General features: G+C 69.5%; 20 protein-coding genes. 6 read left to right on the top strand and 14 right to left on the bottom strand.

The features are described from left to right. Positions 1 to 2: 2 nt before the first annotated feature. From HQ312_RS19245 to HQ312_RS19200, 10 genes are all read right to left on the bottom strand, one after another. Positions 3 to 1,199 carry an acyl-CoA dehydrogenase family protein gene (locus HQ312_RS19245; protein ID WP_027506959.1) on the bottom strand — a complete coding sequence of 399 codons (1,197 nt, stop codon included), beginning with the start codon at positions 1,197 to 1,199 and terminating at the stop codon, positions 3 to 5. A gap of 6 nt (positions 1,200 to 1,205) precedes the next feature. Then, on the bottom strand, positions 1,206 to 1,460 hold the full coding sequence (locus tag HQ312_RS19240) for an acyl carrier protein (RefSeq protein ID WP_204869916.1): 255 nt from the start codon (positions 1,458 to 1,460) through the stop codon (positions 1,206 to 1,208). 155 nt (positions 1,461 to 1,615) lie between these two features. Beyond that, positions 1,616 to 2,869 carry a YibE/F family protein gene (locus HQ312_RS19235; protein WP_056443987.1) on the bottom strand — a complete coding sequence of 418 codons (1,254 nt, stop codon included), beginning with the start codon at positions 2,867 to 2,869 and terminating at the stop codon, positions 1,616 to 1,618. A gap of 461 nt (positions 2,870 to 3,330) precedes the next feature. Then, positions 3,331 to 4,338, bottom strand: coding sequence for an adenosine deaminase (add, locus tag HQ312_RS19230; protein WP_222640684.1), 1,008 nt, complete (start codon positions 4,336 to 4,338; stop codon positions 3,331 to 3,333). Continuing rightward, positions 4,335 to 5,606, bottom strand: a complete 1,272-nt coding sequence (locus HQ312_RS19225; RefSeq protein WP_027506955.1) for a pyridoxal phosphate-dependent aminotransferase — start codon at positions 5,604 to 5,606, stop codon at positions 4,335 to 4,337. The genes add and HQ312_RS19225 overlap by 4 nt, the downstream gene beginning before the upstream one ends. Before the next feature lie 84 nt (positions 5,607 to 5,690). Beyond that, positions 5,691 to 6,338, bottom strand: coding sequence for a hypothetical protein (locus tag HQ312_RS19220; RefSeq protein ID WP_222640682.1), 648 nt, complete (start codon positions 6,336 to 6,338; stop codon positions 5,691 to 5,693). After that, positions 6,335 to 6,913, bottom strand: a complete 579-nt coding sequence (locus tag HQ312_RS19215; protein WP_222640680.1) for a hypothetical protein — start codon at positions 6,911 to 6,913, stop codon at positions 6,335 to 6,337. Before HQ312_RS19215 ends, HQ312_RS19220 begins: the two co-directional genes overlap by 4 nt. Before the next feature lie 22 nt (positions 6,914 to 6,935). Then, entirely contained in the window at positions 6,936 to 7,208 is a 273-nt protein-coding gene (locus HQ312_RS19210; RefSeq protein ID WP_027506952.1) for a DUF4235 domain-containing protein, read from the bottom strand. Further along, positions 7,205 to 7,576 (bottom strand): DUF3618 domain-containing protein, encoded by a 372-nt coding sequence (locus HQ312_RS19205; protein ID WP_222640679.1) that lies wholly within the window; start codon positions 7,574 to 7,576, stop codon positions 7,205 to 7,207. Before HQ312_RS19205 ends, HQ312_RS19210 begins: the two co-directional genes overlap by 4 nt. Further along, a complete protein-coding gene (locus tag HQ312_RS19200) occupies positions 7,573 to 8,013 on the bottom strand; it encodes a phage holin family protein (protein ID WP_222633031.1) in 441 nt (146 codons plus the stop codon). Before HQ312_RS19200 ends, HQ312_RS19205 begins: the two co-directional genes overlap by 4 nt. A 147-nt stretch (positions 8,014 to 8,160) precedes the next feature. Here HQ312_RS19200 and HQ312_RS22265 point away from each other — a divergent pair, with 147 nt between their 5' ends. Together HQ312_RS22265 and HQ312_RS19190 are read left to right on the top strand one after the other, a co-directional pair. After that, positions 8,161 to 8,340: a DUF2613 domain-containing protein gene (locus HQ312_RS22265; protein WP_235579024.1), complete on the top strand. Its 180-nt coding sequence runs from the start codon at positions 8,161 to 8,163 to the stop codon at positions 8,338 to 8,340. A 5-nt stretch (positions 8,341 to 8,345) separates the two neighbouring features. Continuing rightward, positions 8,346 to 9,362, top strand: a complete 1,017-nt coding sequence (locus HQ312_RS19190; RefSeq protein WP_162246758.1) for a DUF3068 domain-containing protein — start codon at positions 8,346 to 8,348, stop codon at positions 9,360 to 9,362. Here the strand turns inward: HQ312_RS19190 and galK are convergent. The 4 genes from galK to HQ312_RS19170 are packed head-to-tail and all read right to left on the bottom strand — an operon-like array spanning position 9,353 to position 14,013. Beyond that, positions 9,353 to 10,510 (bottom strand): galactokinase, encoded by a 1,158-nt coding sequence (gene galK, locus HQ312_RS19185; RefSeq protein ID WP_222640677.1) that lies wholly within the window; start codon positions 10,508 to 10,510, stop codon positions 9,353 to 9,355. The two genes, HQ312_RS19190 and galK, sit on opposite strands and share 10 nt — an antisense overlap. Then, a complete protein-coding gene (gene galT, locus HQ312_RS19180; protein WP_222640675.1) occupies positions 10,507 to 11,652 on the bottom strand; it encodes a galactose-1-phosphate uridylyltransferase in 1,146 nt (381 codons plus the stop codon). The genes galK and galT overlap by 4 nt, the downstream gene beginning before the upstream one ends. 55 nt (positions 11,653 to 11,707) lie before the next feature. Continuing rightward, positions 11,708 to 13,255 (bottom strand): hypothetical protein, encoded by a 1,548-nt coding sequence (locus HQ312_RS19175; RefSeq protein WP_222640673.1) that lies wholly within the window; start codon positions 13,253 to 13,255, stop codon positions 11,708 to 11,710. Continuing rightward, positions 13,240 to 14,013, bottom strand: a complete 774-nt coding sequence (locus HQ312_RS19170) for an ABC transporter ATP-binding protein (protein WP_222640671.1) — start codon at positions 14,011 to 14,013, stop codon at positions 13,240 to 13,242. The genes HQ312_RS19175 and HQ312_RS19170 overlap by 16 nt, the downstream gene beginning before the upstream one ends. Positions 14,014 to 14,098: 85 nt before the next feature. Here HQ312_RS19170 and HQ312_RS19165 point away from each other — a divergent pair, with 85 nt between their 5' ends. From HQ312_RS19165 to HQ312_RS19150, 4 genes are all read left to right on the top strand, one after another. Then, a complete protein-coding gene (locus HQ312_RS19165) occupies positions 14,099 to 14,785 on the top strand; it encodes an SOS response-associated peptidase (protein ID WP_222640664.1) in 687 nt (228 codons plus the stop codon). Between the two features lie 69 nt (positions 14,786 to 14,854). Continuing rightward, positions 14,855 to 15,484 (top strand): nicotinamide riboside transporter PnuC, encoded by a 630-nt coding sequence (pnuC, locus tag HQ312_RS19160; RefSeq protein ID WP_037186937.1) that lies wholly within the window; start codon positions 14,855 to 14,857, stop codon positions 15,482 to 15,484. After that, positions 15,481 to 16,533 (top strand): AAA family ATPase, encoded by a 1,053-nt coding sequence (locus HQ312_RS19155; RefSeq protein WP_222640663.1) that lies wholly within the window; start codon positions 15,481 to 15,483, stop codon positions 16,531 to 16,533. Before pnuC ends, HQ312_RS19155 begins: the two co-directional genes overlap by 4 nt. Beyond that, positions 16,530 to 16,997 carry an SRPBCC family protein gene (locus HQ312_RS19150; protein WP_222640661.1) on the top strand — a complete coding sequence of 156 codons (468 nt, stop codon included), beginning with the start codon at positions 16,530 to 16,532 and terminating at the stop codon, positions 16,995 to 16,997. The genes HQ312_RS19155 and HQ312_RS19150 overlap by 4 nt, the downstream gene beginning before the upstream one ends.

Genomic DNA, 16,997 nt, shown 5'->3' with positions numbered 1-16,997 from the left:
GGTCAGATCCCCTTGTAGACGAGCGAGAGCTGCGCGTTGTGGTTGAGAATGCGCTCGTTGCTCACCATGATCGCGGAACCGTGCGAGTCGCGGAGGTGGCGGCTCATGCGGAGCTCACTGTCCTCGCGGTAGCCGGCGATGCCGCAGATGAGCAGCGCGCGGGCGACGATGTCGATGAGCAGATCGGACGCCGTGACCTTGACGTTGTTGATCTGCAGCGCGAAACCGATGGCGCTGAGCGCAGCCGGATCGTCGGCGATGGAGTCGAACTTCGCGGCGGCCGTGAACACGGTGTCGGACAGCTGCTGATGGACCACGAGCAGCTCGGCGAGGCGCGCGGCGGACGGCGGCGTGACACCGGGCGTCTTGCGGGCCAGCTTCTGCACGGACTTGCGAGCCTTCCGCACCGCGGCGTCGGCGATGCCCAACCAGGCGCCACCCCACAGGACGTGTGCCGAGGGCAGCATCGTCTGGGCCGAGATGTCGCTGTACGTGGCGGGAACGACCCACTCCGCCGAACCCGATGCGCGGAGCATGAAGCCGGGGCTGCACGTACCGCGGAAGCCCATGGTGTCCCACGTGCCGGTCTTCTGCAGCGTGACGTCCTCGCGCTGACACGCGACGAGCACCTGATCGCTGGGCGCTGCGTCGGGGGACCGACGGGCCGTGGCCAGGATGACGTCGGCGTACTCGCCGTACGAGATGACGGGGGCATTCTTGGTGAGCGTGTAGCGGTCGCCGTCGTACTCCACCGCGCACCCGCTGGTGCGGACGTCGCCACCGATGTTGATCTCGGTGGTGGCGGAGGCCACGAGGGGCTGCTCCACGACCATGTTCGCCAGGAACTCCCGGATGACCGGGGACTCCATGCCGTGGCGGGTCAGCGACAACACCTGCGTGTGGTGCATCGCGTAGATCATCGCGGTGGACGCGCACTCGCCACCGAGAGCGCGGCCCACGGTCGCGAGTTCGGTGAGTGTGAGTCCGGCGCCCCCCAGCGACGTCGGAACCGACGCGGAGAGCAGGCCCGCGGACTTGAGCGCCTGCACCGACTCCGTGGGGAAGCGAGCCTCACGGTCGACGAGCTCGGCGTTGCTGCGCACCACGGCGAGCACGTCCTCGAGCGGGATCTGCGCCAGGCCTGCGGGCGCGTCCGGATCGATGGGGGGAAGGGCGGAGGGAGCCTCGAGTGTGGTCATCTCAGATCACGCCAGCTCTGCGACGGCGTCGGCGATGGCCGAGACGCTCGCGAACGTGGCCTTCTGCAACAAGCGATCCGGGAACTCGACGTCGAACTCGTCCTCGAGGCCGATCATCACATTGACGCTCGCGTGCGACGTCAGACCTGCGTCGTACAGATCGGCGTCGTCGGCGACTGCGTCGATGGCGACCGGGAGCTTTCCGTACTTGTCGAGTACCCGGCGGATACGGTCGACGTCCTCTGCGGCCAGAGTGTTCATTGTGTGTCCTCACATAGTCGTCGTGCTCTGCGAAGTTGCGTCAAACAAACGCGCAGGTTCCCGAACCCACTGAAACAATACAGGAGAATGTTTTGTAGTGCCAGTGCATACCTCGTGGCCGAACTCTGTGAAGTTTCCCGATGCGCGGTCGAGCGTCAGCGCGCGGAGTGCCGACCGCTCACGGGGGCGCGTCCGCGGGGCGGCCGGGCGAGCATCACGGCGATCGCGGTGGTGAGCGGAACGGAGAGCGCGAGCGCCGTGCCGCCCACGCACGAGCGGACGATCTCGATGGCCACCGCGTCTCCGGTCAGGACGTTGCCGAACGAGCGGCCGGCGACACTGAAGAGCAGCAGCAGCGGCAGCGCACCACCCGCATAGGCAAGGACGAGCGTGTACACGGTGCTGGCGATGTGGTCCCGCCCGACGCGCATCGCGGACGTGAAGATCGACCGCCGGGTGGCGTCGGGATCGAGTGCCGCGAGTTCGAAGGCTGCCGACGCCTGGGTGATCGTCACGTCGTTCAGCACGCCGAGCGATCCGATGATGAACCCGGCGAGCAGCAACCCGGTGATGCTGACGTGGTCGAGATAGGCCTGCACGTCGGTGTTCTGTTCCTCCGACAGACCGGTCACCCGGGTCAGCCTGATGGCCGCTTCGGACAGTCCCGCAGCGACGCCCATCGACACCACGGTGCCGAGCAACGCCGAACTGGTCCGCAGATTGGGCCCGTGCGCCAGATACAGCACGCCGTAGAGGATCACGGTGCCGCCGACCAGGGCGACGAGGATGGCGGACCGGCCGTCGAGGATCGCGGGGAGCACGAAACCCACCAGCACTCCGAGCGCGAGACCGAGTCCGAGCAGCGCGCGCAGCCCGCGCCACCGCGCGACCACGCAGATGACGACGGCGAAGACCGCGACCACCAGCAGCAGCGGCGTGGTGCGGGAGTAGTCGTCGAACCCGTAGATCGCGGTCCCGCTGTCGTCGGTGCCGCGGACGAGGCGGATCTCCTCGCCGACGCGCAGATCGGGGGTGCCCGGCCCGGGCGTCACCTCGAGCAGGGTGCGGGTGCCCTCGTTCACGCCGGTGTCGATCGAGACGATGCTCCGGTTGCACTCGAAGCCCGAGACGGTGGGCGGAGTGGGGGCGCCGCTGAAGACGCGACCGTTGGACGAACTGCCGCACGGACCGATGTCCTGCGACACCACGGTGCCGTACTCGGTGGCCACGACGCCGCCGGCCGCGCTCTGGAACGGCGCGGGGACCTCGACGGTGCGATCGCTGGGCCACAGCAGCACCACGCCCACGATCGCGGCGATGCCGACGACGGCGAGGATGCCGAGCACCAGTCTCGCGGCGATCTTCCCGATGGGGGCGGGACCGGAGCTGTGTCCGTGGCCGTGTGTCACGACGCCAACACTATCGGTGGCGCGGAGAAGTAAATGGGGGCGCGAGCGGCGCGGGACGAAAGCGGGTGGCGGGGAAGCAGGGGGGGTGTCCCCCGCCACCGACCGAGCGGCCCACCGGGGGGGTGGGGGGCCGTTCGGCGCTTTCGGAACCCCGAAGGGCTCATGTACGAACATACCCGCGAGCGCACGGTTCGATCATCACGGGGTTGAAAAATGTGCCCGAGACGTTGTGTTGTGTCACACAGCGCGGTGTATGGCACTGCGCGTCACACCAAGTGCAGGTCAGGGAGTGTGCCGGCGCTCCCCTAGGGGTTCCGGGTTCTCGTAGGTGTTGCAGCATCCGCGGGAACCTGGAACGCCCGCGGGAATACCGGCACGCCGTGCTGCGCGGGTTCCGTGAGGCGCACACCCCCTGCAGCCTGCGGGGAGGGGTGTGGGTGGCTGGAGGGCGTGCAGCGCCCCTAGGCCTCCGGGATTTCGACCGCCGCGATCTCCGCCCGCAACTGCTCCTTCAGGTCCGCGTCCGCGTACGACGCGTCCACCCCCGCGAGGGCGAGCGAGCGCAGGGCCGACGCGTCCAGCCCCATGCCGTGCGCGGCGAGGTACTCGGTGGTGAGGTCGGTGCCGAACATCGACGGGTCGTCGCTGTTGAGCGTCACCGTCAGCCCCGCGTCGATCATGGCCGACAGCGGGTGCACGTCGAGCGACTCGACGACGCGGGTGCGGATGTTGGAGGTGGGGGAGACGTCGAGCGGGATCCGGTGCTCGATCAGGTGCGCGACGAGCTCGGGGTCGCCGAGCGCGGCGATGCCGTGGCCGATGCGTTCGGCCCCCAGATCACGCAGCGCCGACCAGATGCTGTCCGGCCCGCCGGTCTCGCCTGCGTGGGGGAGCGAGTGCAGTCCCGCCGCGCTCGCCCGCGCGAACACGTCGGCGAACTCCGCCCGCGGCACCTCGATGCCCCCGATGCCGAATCCGACGATCGAGTCGACGCGATGCGCCAGCACGGCGTCGAGGGTGCGGTTCGCGGCGTCGGTACCGAAGTCACCCGGGAAATCGGGGATCCAGCGCGCGACGATGCCGGTCTCGGCCTCAGCACGCAGCCGGCCCTCCTCGACGCCTTCGAACACCGCCGCCGCGTCCACCCCACGCATGAGGTGCCCGAAGAGACTGATGTGCATCTCGGTGTACCGCACGGCGTGCGTCGCCAGCGCGGTGAGGCTGTCGTACGCGAGCCGCGCGAAGTCCTCGGGATCGCGCAGCACGCCGATCGACGTCAGGTACACCTCGATGAAGTGCGGGAAGTCGCGGAACTCGAACCACTCCCGCAGCGCGTCCTCCGTACGCGGGATGGCCTCGACCTGATGCTTGTCGGCCAGCGCCTTCAGCGTGCTCGGCCACATCGACCCCTCGAGGTGGACGTGCAGCTCCACCTTGGGCAGCGCCTCGACGAACGCCCTGACGGTCACTGCCGGTACGACGACAGGAAGTTGCCGAACCGTTCGATCGCCGTGCGCAGATCGCGGGCCCACGGCAGCGTGACGATGCGCAGGTGATCGTGGTCGGGCCAGTTGAAGCCGGTTCCCTGCACCACCAGGATCTTCTCCTGCAGCAGAAGGTCCTGCACCAGCTTCTCGTCGCTGTGGATCTCGTGCACCTCGGGATCGAGGCGCGGGAAGGCGTACAGCGCACCGCGCGGCTTGACGCAGCTCACGCCGGGAATGGCATTGAGTCCCTCCCACGCGACGTCACGCTGTTCGAGCAGCCGCCCACCCGGCAGGATGAGGTCCCCGATGCTCTGGTGGCCACCGAGTGCGACCTGAATGGCATGCTGCGCAGGCACATTGGGGCACAGGCGAGTGGACGCCAGCAGATTGATGCCCTCCAGGAAGCCCGCGGCGTGGTCCTTGGGTCCGGTGATCGCGAGCCAGCCCGCGCGGTATCCGGCCACCCGGTAGGCCTTGGAGAGACCGTTGAAGGTGAGGCACAGCAGGTCCGGCGCCATCGTCGCCATGGACACGTGCTGGGCGCCGTCGTAGAGGATCTTGTCGTAGATCTCGTCGGCCAGCAGCAACAGGCTGTGCTTGCGTGCCAGCGCCGCGATCCCCCGCAGCACCTCTTTGGAGTACACCGCACCCGTCGGGTTGTTCGGGTTGATGACCAGGAGCGCCTTGGTGCGATCGGTGATCTTCGACTCGATGTCCGCGAGGTCGGGGTTCCAGTCGTTCTCCTCGTCGCAGCGGTAGTGCACCGCCTTGCCACCGGACAGCGTCGTCATCGCCGTCCACAGCGGGTAGTCGGGCGCCGGGATGAGGACCTCGTCGCCGTCGTCGAGCAGCGCCTGCATCGTCATCGTGATCAGCTCGGACACGCCGTTGCCGAGATAGATGTCGTCGACGTCGAGGAACGGGAAGCCGTCGACCAGCTCGTAGCGAGTGACGATGGCGCGGCGGGCCGACATGATGCCCTTGGACTCGGAGTACCCCTGAGCCGTGGGGAGCGCGGCGATCATGTCGCGCACGATCACGTCGGGTGCCTCGAAGCCGAACGGCGCCGGGTTGCCGATGTTGAGCTTCAGAATGCGGTGGCCCTCGGCCTCGAGACGGGCGGCGTGGGCGTGCACGGGTCCACGGATCTCGTAGAGGACGTTCTGCAGCTTGACGGACTGCTCGAGCGGGCGCAGCGTGCGCTGGCCGGCCTGGCGCGGCGTCGTGTCTGATGTGCTCACGTCCGCCATCGTCTCACTGTCGGCCCCGTCGAGTGGTCTGCCCCCGAGCAGTCCAGTGACTGTCGGGGGCAGACGGTGAGTCGACGGGCGGTGTCAGCTGTCCTTCGACGCCTCCGCGACGTCCGCCAGGCGTTCGGCGTCGTCGCGCTTCTCGGCGGCGTCCTCGAGCTTCTCCGCCGCGTCCTCGATCTCCTCGGTGCGCGGAGCCTTGGCCTCGGCCTCGCGGCGTTCGACCTCCGACAGCTTCGCTTCACGCTCGGCCTCGGCCGCCGAGATCCGCTTGTCGGCGATGTCGTCGGCGCGCGACTTGCGGTCCTCGAGTCGTGCGGCGGCCTTCTTGCCCGCGGCCACCTTGTTCTCGATCTCCTGGTCGGCCGCGTCGGTCGCCTTCTCCTCGGCGGTCTCGCGAGCCTTCTTCGCCCGCGTCGTCGCCTCGTCGACCCTGTTCTGCGTCTCGCGCGTCGCCTGTGCACGCTTCTCGCGGGCCTGCACCTCGAGACGGGTGGCCTTCTCGAGATCCGCGGCCGCGCTGCGCATCTTCTGGCCGCGCCGCGCGAGGTTCTCGTCACCCAGGACGGCACCCGCGGTGGCGTCGATGCCTCCGACGATCTGCTGATACGTCGCACGGACCGGACCCTCGGCGTCGAGCCGACTGATCACGGTGGACTCGAACGCCTGCAACGGAAGTCGTGCGATCGAGTACTGCAGTCGCAGGATCCGGCGGGGCAGGGACAGGCTCACTTGGTCTCCTCGGTGTCGGTCGACGCGGCCTCGCGCTCGGCCCGGGCGGCGCGCTCGCGTGCCTGCGCCGCCTCCTGCTCCAGTGCGTCGGCCTCGTCGAGCTTCTCGTCGTACTCGCTTCGCGCAGCGGAGATCTCGTCGGCCGCACGGGCCTCCTCCTGCTGCCGCTCGCTGGTGGCCTCGGCGATGCGCCGCTCCGACTGTGCCTCGGCGGCGACGCGACCCTGCTCGGCGTCACGCATCGCGTCGGCCTCCGCCGTCGTGTGCGCACGGAGCCGGTCGTTCTGTGCCGCAGCCTCGGACGCGTCGGTGCGGTCCTCGACAGACTGCCGTGCGACGTCCGCCTCGGCCTCCGTCTCCGCGATGTCCTGCTGCGCCTCCTCGATCTCGAGGGCGGCGGCGGTCTCGGTGGCCTCGGCCTCGCGGCGGCGTTCCACCTCCGCCTGCTCGAGCCGCCCGCGATCGGCGAGTTCGTCGTTGTTGGTCACGGCGCCGGCCACTTCCTTGGCACGGCCCTTGATCTTGTCGACGAAGTCGCTGCGCGCCTCGGCGGCTGCACCCTGGTTCTCGGTCACGAAAGGCTCCTTCTGATGATCGTCACTTGGGGTCTTCCTTGGCGAGTGCGCGAAATCCCTTGGCGCCGGCGCGGTCGACCCCGGCCTTGACCAGCCCGTACACGACACCGTGCAGCGCTGCGGCGATCAGGACCTCACGGTTGGTGCGTGAGAGGTCCTTCGGATCGGGCATCTCGGCGTCGTTCTTGCCGACGCGCTTGTAGATCTGGTTGAAGATCTGTCCGGCGACCAGTCCACCGACGATGCTCGTGGCCAGGGAGAGCGGCTTGTAGAAGGCCTTCGACGTGCTGGTCATCGGCCGGCCAGGATGTCGAGGACGGTCTGCCGGCGCAGCGCCGTGCGCGCGCGGCGGCGGCGGACCAGGGCCACGAGGACCACGGCGGCGAGCGCACCGGCGAGCGAGATGCCCGCGACCTGCGGGTTCTCCTTCACCTGCGCGACACCCTCGTGTGCCTTGGCGACGCCCTGCTGAGCTACCTCCTGCACCTTCTCCGTCGACTCGTGGGCCGCGGCGGAGACGCGAGCGGGCACGTCGACCTTGGCCGCGAGCGCCTCGACGGTCTCGGCCAGCTCCTCGCGCTGCTGCTCGACGGACGGCGGCTCGGCATCGGCCTCGGTACGCAGGGCGTGACGCGGTTCGGACGCGTCCTTCGGGTCGGTCATGAGTGAGCCTTTCGGGCGTTCTGGACGGTCTCGACGTCGCGTTGGACGCTGGCGACGGTGGCGGCAGGTGCAGGCGGAACGGCATTCTTCGCCTTGGTCGCGCCGACCTTGGCGAGGATGCCGCCGACGATCAGCAGGACGACGGCGACGATCAGTGCCGCGAGCCACGGGTCGAGGACCGTCGCCAGGCCGAGGACGGCGGTGGCGACGAGGGTCGCGAGACCCAGGAACAACAGCAGGGCGCCGGCGCCGGAGACACCGATGCCGACCCCGAGCTTGGTGCCCTTCGACTTGACCTCGTCGAGTGCGCTGCTCACCTCGGTGCGCACCAGCGTGCTCACCTGCTGGGTCAGGCGCTCGACCAATTGCACGGTGGACAGATCGGCCGCGGCCGGTGCGTGGCCGCCCGTATCGCTCGTGTGCCGGGTTTCGTTCATGAGCCGGGTTGTACCCGCGACCCGACCGGGCGAAACGGGAGCCTCCAGAGGTCCGCGCCCAGATCGTGGACTGTTCACAACGTCGGGACGGCCTCGGGCGGTGTCCGAAATGACACAGTTGGACGTCGAGGATCGGATGTGGGGGACGTGGCTGTGAGAAGTGTCGTGGTGCCGGCTGTGGCCAGCCTGCTCGTGGGTGGGGTGTTGTCCGCCGGCGCGGTGGTGGGCCTGACATGGTCCGCTGAGGAGACCGTCCGGCCGGAGCCGGTGGTCACCGCCGATCCGTCGGCCTCGGTGCTCGGCGACGTGCAGTACGGGAGCAGGTGACCGACGTGGCGCGACCGACCCTCCTGCGCGGCAGCGCGTGTGTCCTGCTCGCGATCGGCAGTGCGGCCGTGGTGGGGGCGATCATGCTGCCCACCTACGTCGAGCATCGACTCGCGGTGACGCCCCTGGACATCCGCACCACGACGGTCGCGGTCACCGATCCGGGAACCGGCGGCGACGTGCTCGACGCGACGTCCATCACGCGTCCCGGCCCGCTGTCCGTGGCCACCGGGGTCCCGCTGGTGGTGCAGCGCTTCATCACCACCGAGGATCCGAGCGACGCGGATCGCGTGACGTTCCAGTCCGGCGCGACCGTGCGCCGTGCGGACCGGGAGGGCGATGCCGGTCTGCTGACCGCGTCGGTCGACCGGGTCACCGTCGATCGACGCACGTCGCAGCCCGTCGATCCGGTGGCGTCGTTGCAGACCACCGTCGGCAAGCCCGCCATCCCGGTGCCGCGGACCGGATATCAGCAGCGCTTCCCGTTCGACACCCAGCCGATCACGTACTCGGTCTACGACGCGACGGCCTGGACGAGCTTCCCTGCCGAGTTCGTCGAGGAGATCTCGATGGACGGGCTCCCGATCTACCACTTCCGCACGCAGGTCACCGGTGCCGATCTCTCAGAGACGACGCAGTCGCCGATCAACTCGGTGACGCTGCCCGCGTCGAAGTGGGGGCTCGAGGGGCTCGGTGAGCAGTCGATCACCATGAAGCGGTACTACTCCACCGTCCGCGACATCTACGTCGAGCCGCGCAGTGGCAGTCTCGTCGGCGGTCGTGAGCAGCCCTACCAGTACTTCGCGCGCGACCCTGCCGTTCCGGAGGTCACCGTGTTCAAGGCGACCCTCGGGCTCGACGAGGACGGGCAGAAGGAGCAGCTCGACCGCGCCCGCGAGTCGGCCACCAAGTTGATGTGGCTCACCGACCGCGGACCTGTGCTGCTGTGGTCCGTCGGGGGCGTCGGTCTGGTTCTGGGTGCGGCGCTACTCGTCGTCTCGGGTCGGCGTTCTCAGCGCTGACGGTGCGCTGCCCCGGACGGGGTGGCAGTGAGGAAGGTGGGGGTGGGCAGCCCGGCTGCCGATGCCGCCTCGGTGACCGCGTCCGCGATCGCCTCGGTGCGCGTCCGGTCGACCAGGGCGATGGCCGAACCGCCGAACCCGCCGCCGGTCATCCGGGCGCCGAACGCGCCGGCGTCCAGCGATGCCCGGACGGCGGAGTCCAGTTCGGGCGAGCTCACCTCGTAGTCGTCACGCAGTGATCGGTGCGATGCGGTCAGCAGCGCCCCCAACGCCGCGAGATCGGGTGTGGCGTTCAGGAGTTCGGCCGCCTGCTCCACGCGGACGATCTCGCTTGTGACGTGCCGGACGCGTGCCGCCGACACCTGGTCGGTCATCGCGGACGCCGCCGCCTCCGGGTCGAGACCGCGCAGCGTCGACACGCCGAGGTCGGCGCACGCCTTCTCGATCGACGCGCGCCGCCGGCCGTACTGACCGTCGACCAGCCGATGCGGTGCGTTCGTGTCGATGACGAGGATCTCCGCGTCCGGGAGATCGAGCGGAATCTGCCGGGAGGAGAAGTCGAGACAGTCCAGCAGCAGCGCGTGGCCCGGTTCCGCGAGCATCGCGATCGACTGATCCATCCCGCCCGTCGATGCGCCGGCGATCTCGTTCTCGGCGCGGATGCACGCGTCGATCAGTGCCCGCCGGTCGGTGTCGAGATCGAACAGGTCCCGGAGTGCCACCGCCACAGCACATTCGAGAGCAGCCGAGCTGGACAGGCCGGAGCCCACGGGGACGGACGAGTGCACCGCGATGTCCGCGCCCATCGTGAGCCCCAGCGCCCACGAGACGCCGGCGACGTACGCGCCCCACCCGTCCGGGCTGCCGGGAGCGATGGCCGACAGTGCGATACCCCAGTGCATGTCGGAGCCTGTCGACGCCGCCCGCAGTACTGCGTCGTCGCGTCGGCGGGCCGCGACGGCGGTGACGTAGGGCAACGCGAAGGGAAGGACGAGCCCGCCCGCGTAGTCCACGTGCTCGCCGATCAGGTTCACTCGTCCCGGCGCGATCCAGACGCCGTCCGGCTCGCCGCCGAAGGTCGTGCGGAACCGTTCGACGGCACCGTCGGCGAGCTCGGCCTCGTCGACGACCGGCAGCCACGCGGTCACGCGAGCACCTCCCGGAACCTGTCCGCGATGGCCTCGGGTGTGGTGTCGTTGATCCACGCGCCCATGGCGGACTCGGATCCGGCCAGGAACTTCATCCGCCCCGGCGATCGCATCATCGAGAACAGCTGCAGGTGCAGACGCCCGAGATCACGGTCCGCACCGACGGGAGCCTGATGCCACGCTGCGATGTACGGAACCTCGTCGACGCCCTCGAAGAAGTCGTCGACGGCACGCAGCAGAGCGCGATACACACCGGCCAACGCGTCGCGTTCGGCCGTCGACAACGCAGCGAGATCGGGAACGGCACGGCGCGGGGCGAGGTGCACCTCGACGGGCCAGCGGGCGGCCGCCGGCACATAGGCCACCCAGTACTCGGTGTCGACGACGATGCGGCGGCCGGACCGCAGCTCGGTGTCCAGTACGTCGGACAGCAGTGAGCGACCGGTGCGGTCCCGGTGCAGCCGGGACTGCCGGATCATCGCGTCGGTCCTCTGCGGCAGGTACGGGTAGGCGTAGATCTGCCCGTGCGGGTGAGTGAGGGTCACCCCGATCTCCCGCCCCCGGTTCTCGAAGCAGACCACCTGGCGCACCCCCGGGAGGGCGGACAGCGCCTCGGTGCGGTCGGCCCACACGTCGACGATGGTGCGCACCCGGTGCAGGTCGAGCGAGGCGAAGGAGGCGTCGGGGTCGCTGGCGAAACACACCACCTCGCACCGGCCCGTGCCGGCAGCGAGCGGCCAGAGCTCCTCGCCGTCGACGTGCGACGGAAGGTGCTGCGCCGCTGCCGACTGCGCGAGGGAGGGGAAGCGATTCTCGAAGACCACGACGTCGTAGTCGGCAGCGGGGATCTCGGTGGGTGGGCGTCCCGAGCGGCTCGGCGCGAGCGGGGACGCGTCGGGCGGTGGGAGAAACGTGCGGTCCATCCGCTGCGCGGCGATGACCACCCAGTCGCCGGTGAGCACGTCGAGTCGCATCTGCGACAACGACTCCGACGCGGGGAGGGGGCGCGTGTCCACCAGGTCCCGCGTCTTCTCCCCGGACACCCAGGGCTCGGAGTCGTCGAAGTACAGCAACTCTCGACCGTCGGCGAGGGTGGTGCTGGTCTTGCGAACGACGTGCGTCGACGGTTCGTGCATGGTCATGCCTGTGTGTTCCTCGCTCTCGGCTCCCCGGACCACATCGTGCACGGAATCGTGATCAGGCGCTGACGGTTGCGAAGATCTCCGGGCCGCGGCTGGTCACCAGAGCGCCGGCTCGACGCCGGGCCACCGCCACGATGCATCCGCCGAGCAGCAGGGAGACGACGGGCGCGAGCCAGACGAGGACGCCCGGGAGGGCCAGCGCGATCAGGACGCCCGGCAGGCACAGGAGGGCACCCCCGGCCATCACGGCGAGCGTCCACCCGATCGCACGGCCGGTCATCGACCCGCGGGAATTGAACGCGCTCCCCGCGGTCTGTCCTGCGACGACGTACGGGCTGGCCGCCGACTGCACGGCGCCGGCCGCGGCGGTGGCCAGGGACGCGGCCACGACGACGGCGGCCGCCACGGGGAGAGTGCGCGGCGACGGATCGCCGACGAGGCGACCGAGGACTGTTCCGACGGCGCCGAACGCTGCGGCCACCACGGCCGCGATGACGAGACGCGCGTCGATGACGCGTCGCGCCACACCCGGCACCGACGTGACGCGCCACGCCGCTGCGCCGTCGAGGCCGTACGAGTTGGCGAACATGCTGCTCGTCAGCAGGATCACGATCGGTGCGCCGTACTGCAGGCCGTAGATGTCGGTCGAGGTGGCCATGAGCACGACTCCGACGAGCAGGAACACCCCCGGCATCGTCAGCAGTCCCACTCGGCGCGGATCGACCAGCAGCAACCTGCTCTCGGCGGCGATGGCCGTGATCATCGGTCCACGCGCACGGAACGTCGTCGTCCGACGGCGGTCGGTCCGGGAGCGGGGCGGCGTGCTGTCGAGCGCGGCCGACACCGCCGAGGTCCACCACCGCACCACCAGTGCGCCGAGTCCGGCGAGCGCGACGGCGACGAGGACGGGCACCCACCACCTCCCGTCGTCGACTGCCTCGCTCGACACCGCCGCCCATCCCGTCGGCAGGACGCGCACCGCGGTGCGCAGGAAGGTGTTGTCGGCGAACGACGTCGAGACGTTGCCGAGCAGGAGGAAGGCCGCGTACGCGGCCGCGGCGACGACGGTGCCACCGATCGTCGAGAGGATGCGGCCGCGTGGAGTGCGCGATGCCGCATCCAGGCGGAGGACGGCGACACGGGACACGGCGAGCGCGACACCGACGGTGAGCAGGGCGATCAAGGCGGTCACGATGCGTGCCACGGGCGAGACGTCCGGAACCGCGACGGGCGTGAGGGCGAGTCCGACGACGAGGAAGACGGTCACCCCGCTGCGCGCACCGATGAGGGCGAGGGCTCTCCGGAGATCGTCGGCACGCACCGGTAGATGGCGCACGTGCGCCGGGACGAGTCCGCGGTCGCCCACTCCGGTCAGCAGGGGAGCGACGACGGTGAGGACGACCACCACCACGGCGCACAGTGCGGCGAGCGTGGCACGCGCCGAGGGCTGTGCGCTCAGCGTGATCGCGTACATCGCCCCGAGCGACGCGATCGCGGTGATCACGATCGCGATGCGGGCACCCGATCCGGTTGCTGCTCTGCGTATCTCGCGATCCAACGACAGCAGTGTGCGGACCGGCGCGCTGATCATGAGCCCAGCCATGGCAACTCGGCCGCCTGGTCACCACCGCCGACCGCGTCGAACAGCGCGCCCTCGAGGGTGCCGCCGGCACGCACGTCGTCGATCGTGCCGGCGGCCAGCAGAGAGCCGCGGGCGAGAATGGCCACGTGCGAGCACATCTGCTCGATGAGCGGCATGGAATGGCTCGACACCATCGCGGTGCCGCCCCGCGCGACGAAACTCTCGAGAAGGTGCCGAATGGTGCGGGCGGACATGGGGTCCACCGCCTCCAGCGGCTCGTCGAGCACGAGGAGCCGTGGCGAGTGGATCATCGCCGCGGCCAGGCCGATCTTCTTCTTCATACCGGCGCTGTACGTGGAGACCGCGCGGTCACCGGCCTCGGCGATGTCCAGCACCGCGAGCAGTTCCTCGCAGCGTTCGTGCGCCACCGCCGGATCGAGACCGTGCAGCACTCCGACGTAGTGCAGTGCGCGCCGACCGGGCAGGGCCTCGGGGAGGGACGGCCGGTCGGGAAGCAGTCCGACGCGCCCGCGGGCGGCGACCGGATCGGCCCACACGTCGTGACCGTCGATCCACACCTGCCCGGCGGACGGGCGCACGATGCCCGTCGCCATCGACAGAAACGTGGTCTTGCCTGCTCCGTTGGGTCCGACCAGCCCGTACAGCGTGCCGGGCGATACGAACAACGACAGGTCGCGCACGGCCGGTGCGCTCCCGTCGTACTGCTTGCTCAGCCCCCACGACTGCAGCGCGCCGGGTGTCTCGTCCACGGTCGACATGCGATCCCCCTCGTCGGTTGCGGTACTTTCCGACACTGACCAGACCGCCTGGCATGTCGCTACCCGTGCGGGGCAGAATCGAGGGATGTGCGGTCGCTACGCCAGTACCCGGTCCGACGACGACCTGTCGTCCATCTTCGATGCCGCCGTGGCGCTGGGGGAGGCGCCGGAACCGTCCTACAACGTGGCGCCCACGGATCCGGTGCGCATCGTGCTCGAGCGTGGGGAGGAAGCGCGCCAGCTGCGGACGGTCCGATGGGGTCTGATCCCGTCGTGGGCGAAGGATCGCAAGATCGCGAGCCGTCTGATCAACGCGCGATCCGAGACCATCACCGAGAAGCCTGCTTTCCGCAAGGCCGCGGCGAAGCGGCGCTGCCTCGTGCCGGCCGACGGGTACTACGAGTGGGAGAAGCGGGAAGGCAAGAAGGTGCCGCACTTCCTGCACACCGACGGCGTGCTCGCAATGGCCGGTCTCTACGAGCTGTGGCCGGATCCCGCACTGCCCGAGGATGATCCGGGCAAGTGGGTGTGGACCACGACTGTGCTCACCACGACGGCCACCGACGAGCTGGGGCACATCCATGACCGGTCGCCCGTCGTGGTGCCTGCGGACATGCGCGATGCCTGGTTGGACCCGACGCTGACCGATCTCGGCGCGGTGGCGGACCTGGTCCAGTCGATGCCCGAGCCGCACCTGTCTCCGTACGAGGTGAGCACGGCCGTCAACAGCGTGCGCAACAACGGGCCGCAGTTGCTCGAGCCGGTGGCCTGACCAGGGGCCGAGTTGCACTTCGAGCACTTCTGCGCCATGCTTAGCGCATAATCACGCTAAGGAGGCGTCATGACCCTGATCGAGTGGCTCGGATCCACCGCGTTCGTGTCCTTCGGGGCACCCACGTCGTGGGTCGAGGTCGTCGGATTCGTCACGGGCGCCACCTGCGTCGTCCTGGTCGCACGGCAGTCGGTGTGGAACTGGCCCATCGGTATCGCCAACAACCTCGCGTTCGTCCTGCTGTTCTTCGGCGCCGGGTTGTTCGCCGACGCGGCGCTGCAGTTCGTCTACATCGCTCTCGCCGTGTCCGGATGGGTCCTGTGGGTCGGCGGCGGCACGCAGGGGCCGCTGGTGGTCACGTCCACCAGCCGTCGGGAATGGTGGTGGCTCGGCGCCGTCGGCGTGACGGCCACGCTGGCCATGACGTGGTTCCTCGACACCGCGACGACGTCGGTCGTGCCGTTCTGGGACGCGGTGACCACCGTGTTGTCACTGTTGGCGACGTGGGGCCAGGTGACGAAGCGTCGCGAGTCCTGGTTCCTGTGGATAGCCGCGGACGTCGTGTACGTGCCGCTCTATCTCTACAAGGACCTGGTGCTGACCGGTGTTCTCTATCTGGGATTCATCGCGCTGTGCGTTGCCGGGCTGCGAGCGTGGACACGGTCGATGACCCCCGCCGCCGTCGAGGTGCCGGCATGAGGCACGCGCTGATCATCGGCAAGTTCTATCCGCCGCACGTCGGTCACCACGCGATGGTCCGGTTCGCCGCCACGGTGGCCGACCGGGTGACCGTCGTGGTGATGGCAGCCACCGTGGAGTCGGTGTCTCTGCGAGACCGTGTGGCGTGGATGACCGAGTCGCACGCAGGCGACGAGACGGTCACGATCACCGGCATCGTCTGCGACGCACCGATCGACCACGCCTCACGGGCCGTGTGGGCGGCCCAGGTGGCGTGCATGCGCGCGGCCCTCGGGAACGAGCCCGTCGACGTGGTGGTCACCAGCGAGCCGTACGGCGAGGAACTGGCGCGGTGGTTCGACGCTCGACACGTGCCGTTCGATCTGCCGCGCAGCACCTTCCCGGTGTCCGGGACCGCGTGTCGTCGCAACCTCGCCGCCTCGTGGCGCTGCCTCGACGCGCCCGCCAGAGCCGGTCTGGCGACGCGCATCGTCGTGGTGGGTTCGGAGTCGACGGGCACCACCACCGTCGCGGGCGCGCTGGCTGCACACTTTCGACAACGGTGGCCGGACACCGAGTGCGTCGACGAGTTCGGCCGGCAGGACACCCTCGACAAGGTCGCGGAGGTCGGATCGGTCGACGACATCGTGTGGACCGGTGACGACTTCGCCCGCATCGCGCGCACCCAGACTGCCCACGAGGACGCGGCAGCGCGGCGCGGATCGCCTGTGCTGATCTGCGACACCGACGCGTTCGCGACGACGGTGTGGGAGCGGCGTTACCTCGGCCCCGAGTCACACCACGCCGTCGCCGACGATCGACCCGCGGTGTATCTGGTGACGGATCATCACGGAGTTCCGTTCGTGCAGGACGGTATTCGTGACGGTGAACAAGTGCGGGCGGACATGACCGGGTGGTTCCTCGACGCGCTCACGCGCACCGGCCGGTCCTGGGTGTTGTTGACGGGGAGCCGTGAGGAGCGCCTGCAGTTGGCGATCCGGGTGGCGGAGCAAGAACTTCGGCGACGAACCACCTTCACTGCACCGCTCGGCGGCATACTCGAGGCATGACCGCACTCGAGCATTCCGACTCCATTGTGATCGCCGCGTCGCCCGACGCCGTGTACGCCCTCGTCTCCGACGTCACCCGGACCGGGGAGTGGAGCCCGATCTGCCAGGAGTGCTGGTGGAACGACGGTGGCAGCGCCGACGTGGTCGGGTCCACCTTCACCGGGCGCAACGTCACCGCCGACCGCACCTGGGAGACGGTCTCGACCGTCGCCGTCGCCATCCCGGGCACCGAGTTCGCCTGGCTCGTCGGCGACTCGTTCGTGCGGTGGGGATACACCCTCGAGGCGATCGACGAGAACTCGACGCAGCTCACCGAATCGTGGCTGTTCACCGACCAGGGGATCGAGTACTTCCACACGAAGTTCGGCGATCGCGCGCAGGAGGAGATCGAGATCCGCCGTACCGCCGCACTCGACGGGATTCCCCGTACGCTCGCCGCGATCAAGGCGATCGTCGAGTCCTGA

This window comes from Rhodococcus sp. BP-316, assembly GCF_019836105.1.
GTDB lineage: Bacteria > Actinomycetota > Actinomycetes > Mycobacteriales > Mycobacteriaceae > Rhodococcoides.
The sequence above is the reverse complement of the archived record's forward strand: the minus strand, read 5'-3'. Positions and strand labels throughout refer to the sequence as shown.

What these genes read in the sequence shown, in the direction of transcription:
- HQ312_RS19245 (WP_027506959.1), bottom strand. Translation starts at nt 1,199, where the DNA reads ATGACCACACTCGAGGCTCCCTCCGCCCTTCCCCCCATCGATCCGGAC.
- HQ312_RS19240 (WP_204869916.1), bottom strand. Translation starts at nt 1,460, where the DNA reads ATGAACACTCTGGCCGCAGAGGACGTCGACCGTATCCGCCGGGTACTC.
- HQ312_RS19225 (WP_027506955.1), bottom strand. Translation starts at nt 5,606, where the DNA reads ATGGCGGACGTGAGCACATCAGACACGACGCCGCGCCAGGCCGGCCAG.
- HQ312_RS19210 (WP_027506952.1), bottom strand. Translation starts at nt 7,208, where the DNA reads ATGACCAGCACGTCGAAGGCCTTCTACAAGCCGCTCTCCCTGGCCACG.
- HQ312_RS19205 (WP_222640679.1), bottom strand. Translation starts at nt 7,576, where the DNA reads ATGACCGACCCGAAGGACGCGTCCGAACCGCGTCACGCCCTGCGTACC.
- HQ312_RS19200 (WP_222633031.1), bottom strand. Translation starts at nt 8,013, where the DNA reads ATGAACGAAACCCGGCACACGAGCGATACGGGCGGCCACGCACCGGCC.
- galT (WP_222640675.1), bottom strand. Translation starts at nt 11,652, where the DNA reads ATGACCATGCACGAACCGTCGACGCACGTCGTTCGCAAGACCAGCACC.
- HQ312_RS19175 (WP_222640673.1), bottom strand. Translation starts at nt 13,255, where the DNA reads ATGGCTGGGCTCATGATCAGCGCGCCGGTCCGCACACTGCTGTCGTTG.
- HQ312_RS19170 (WP_222640671.1), bottom strand. Translation starts at nt 14,013, where the DNA reads ATGTCGACCGTGGACGAGACACCCGGCGCGCTGCAGTCGTGGGGGCTG.
- HQ312_RS19165 (WP_222640664.1), top strand. Translation starts at nt 14,099, where the DNA reads ATGTGCGGTCGCTACGCCAGTACCCGGTCCGACGACGACCTGTCGTCC.
- pnuC (WP_037186937.1), top strand. Translation starts at nt 14,855, where the DNA reads ATGACCCTGATCGAGTGGCTCGGATCCACCGCGTTCGTGTCCTTCGGG.
- HQ312_RS19155 (WP_222640663.1), top strand. Translation starts at nt 15,481, where the DNA reads ATGAGGCACGCGCTGATCATCGGCAAGTTCTATCCGCCGCACGTCGGT.
- HQ312_RS19150 (WP_222640661.1), top strand. Translation starts at nt 16,530, where the DNA reads ATGACCGCACTCGAGCATTCCGACTCCATTGTGATCGCCGCGTCGCCC.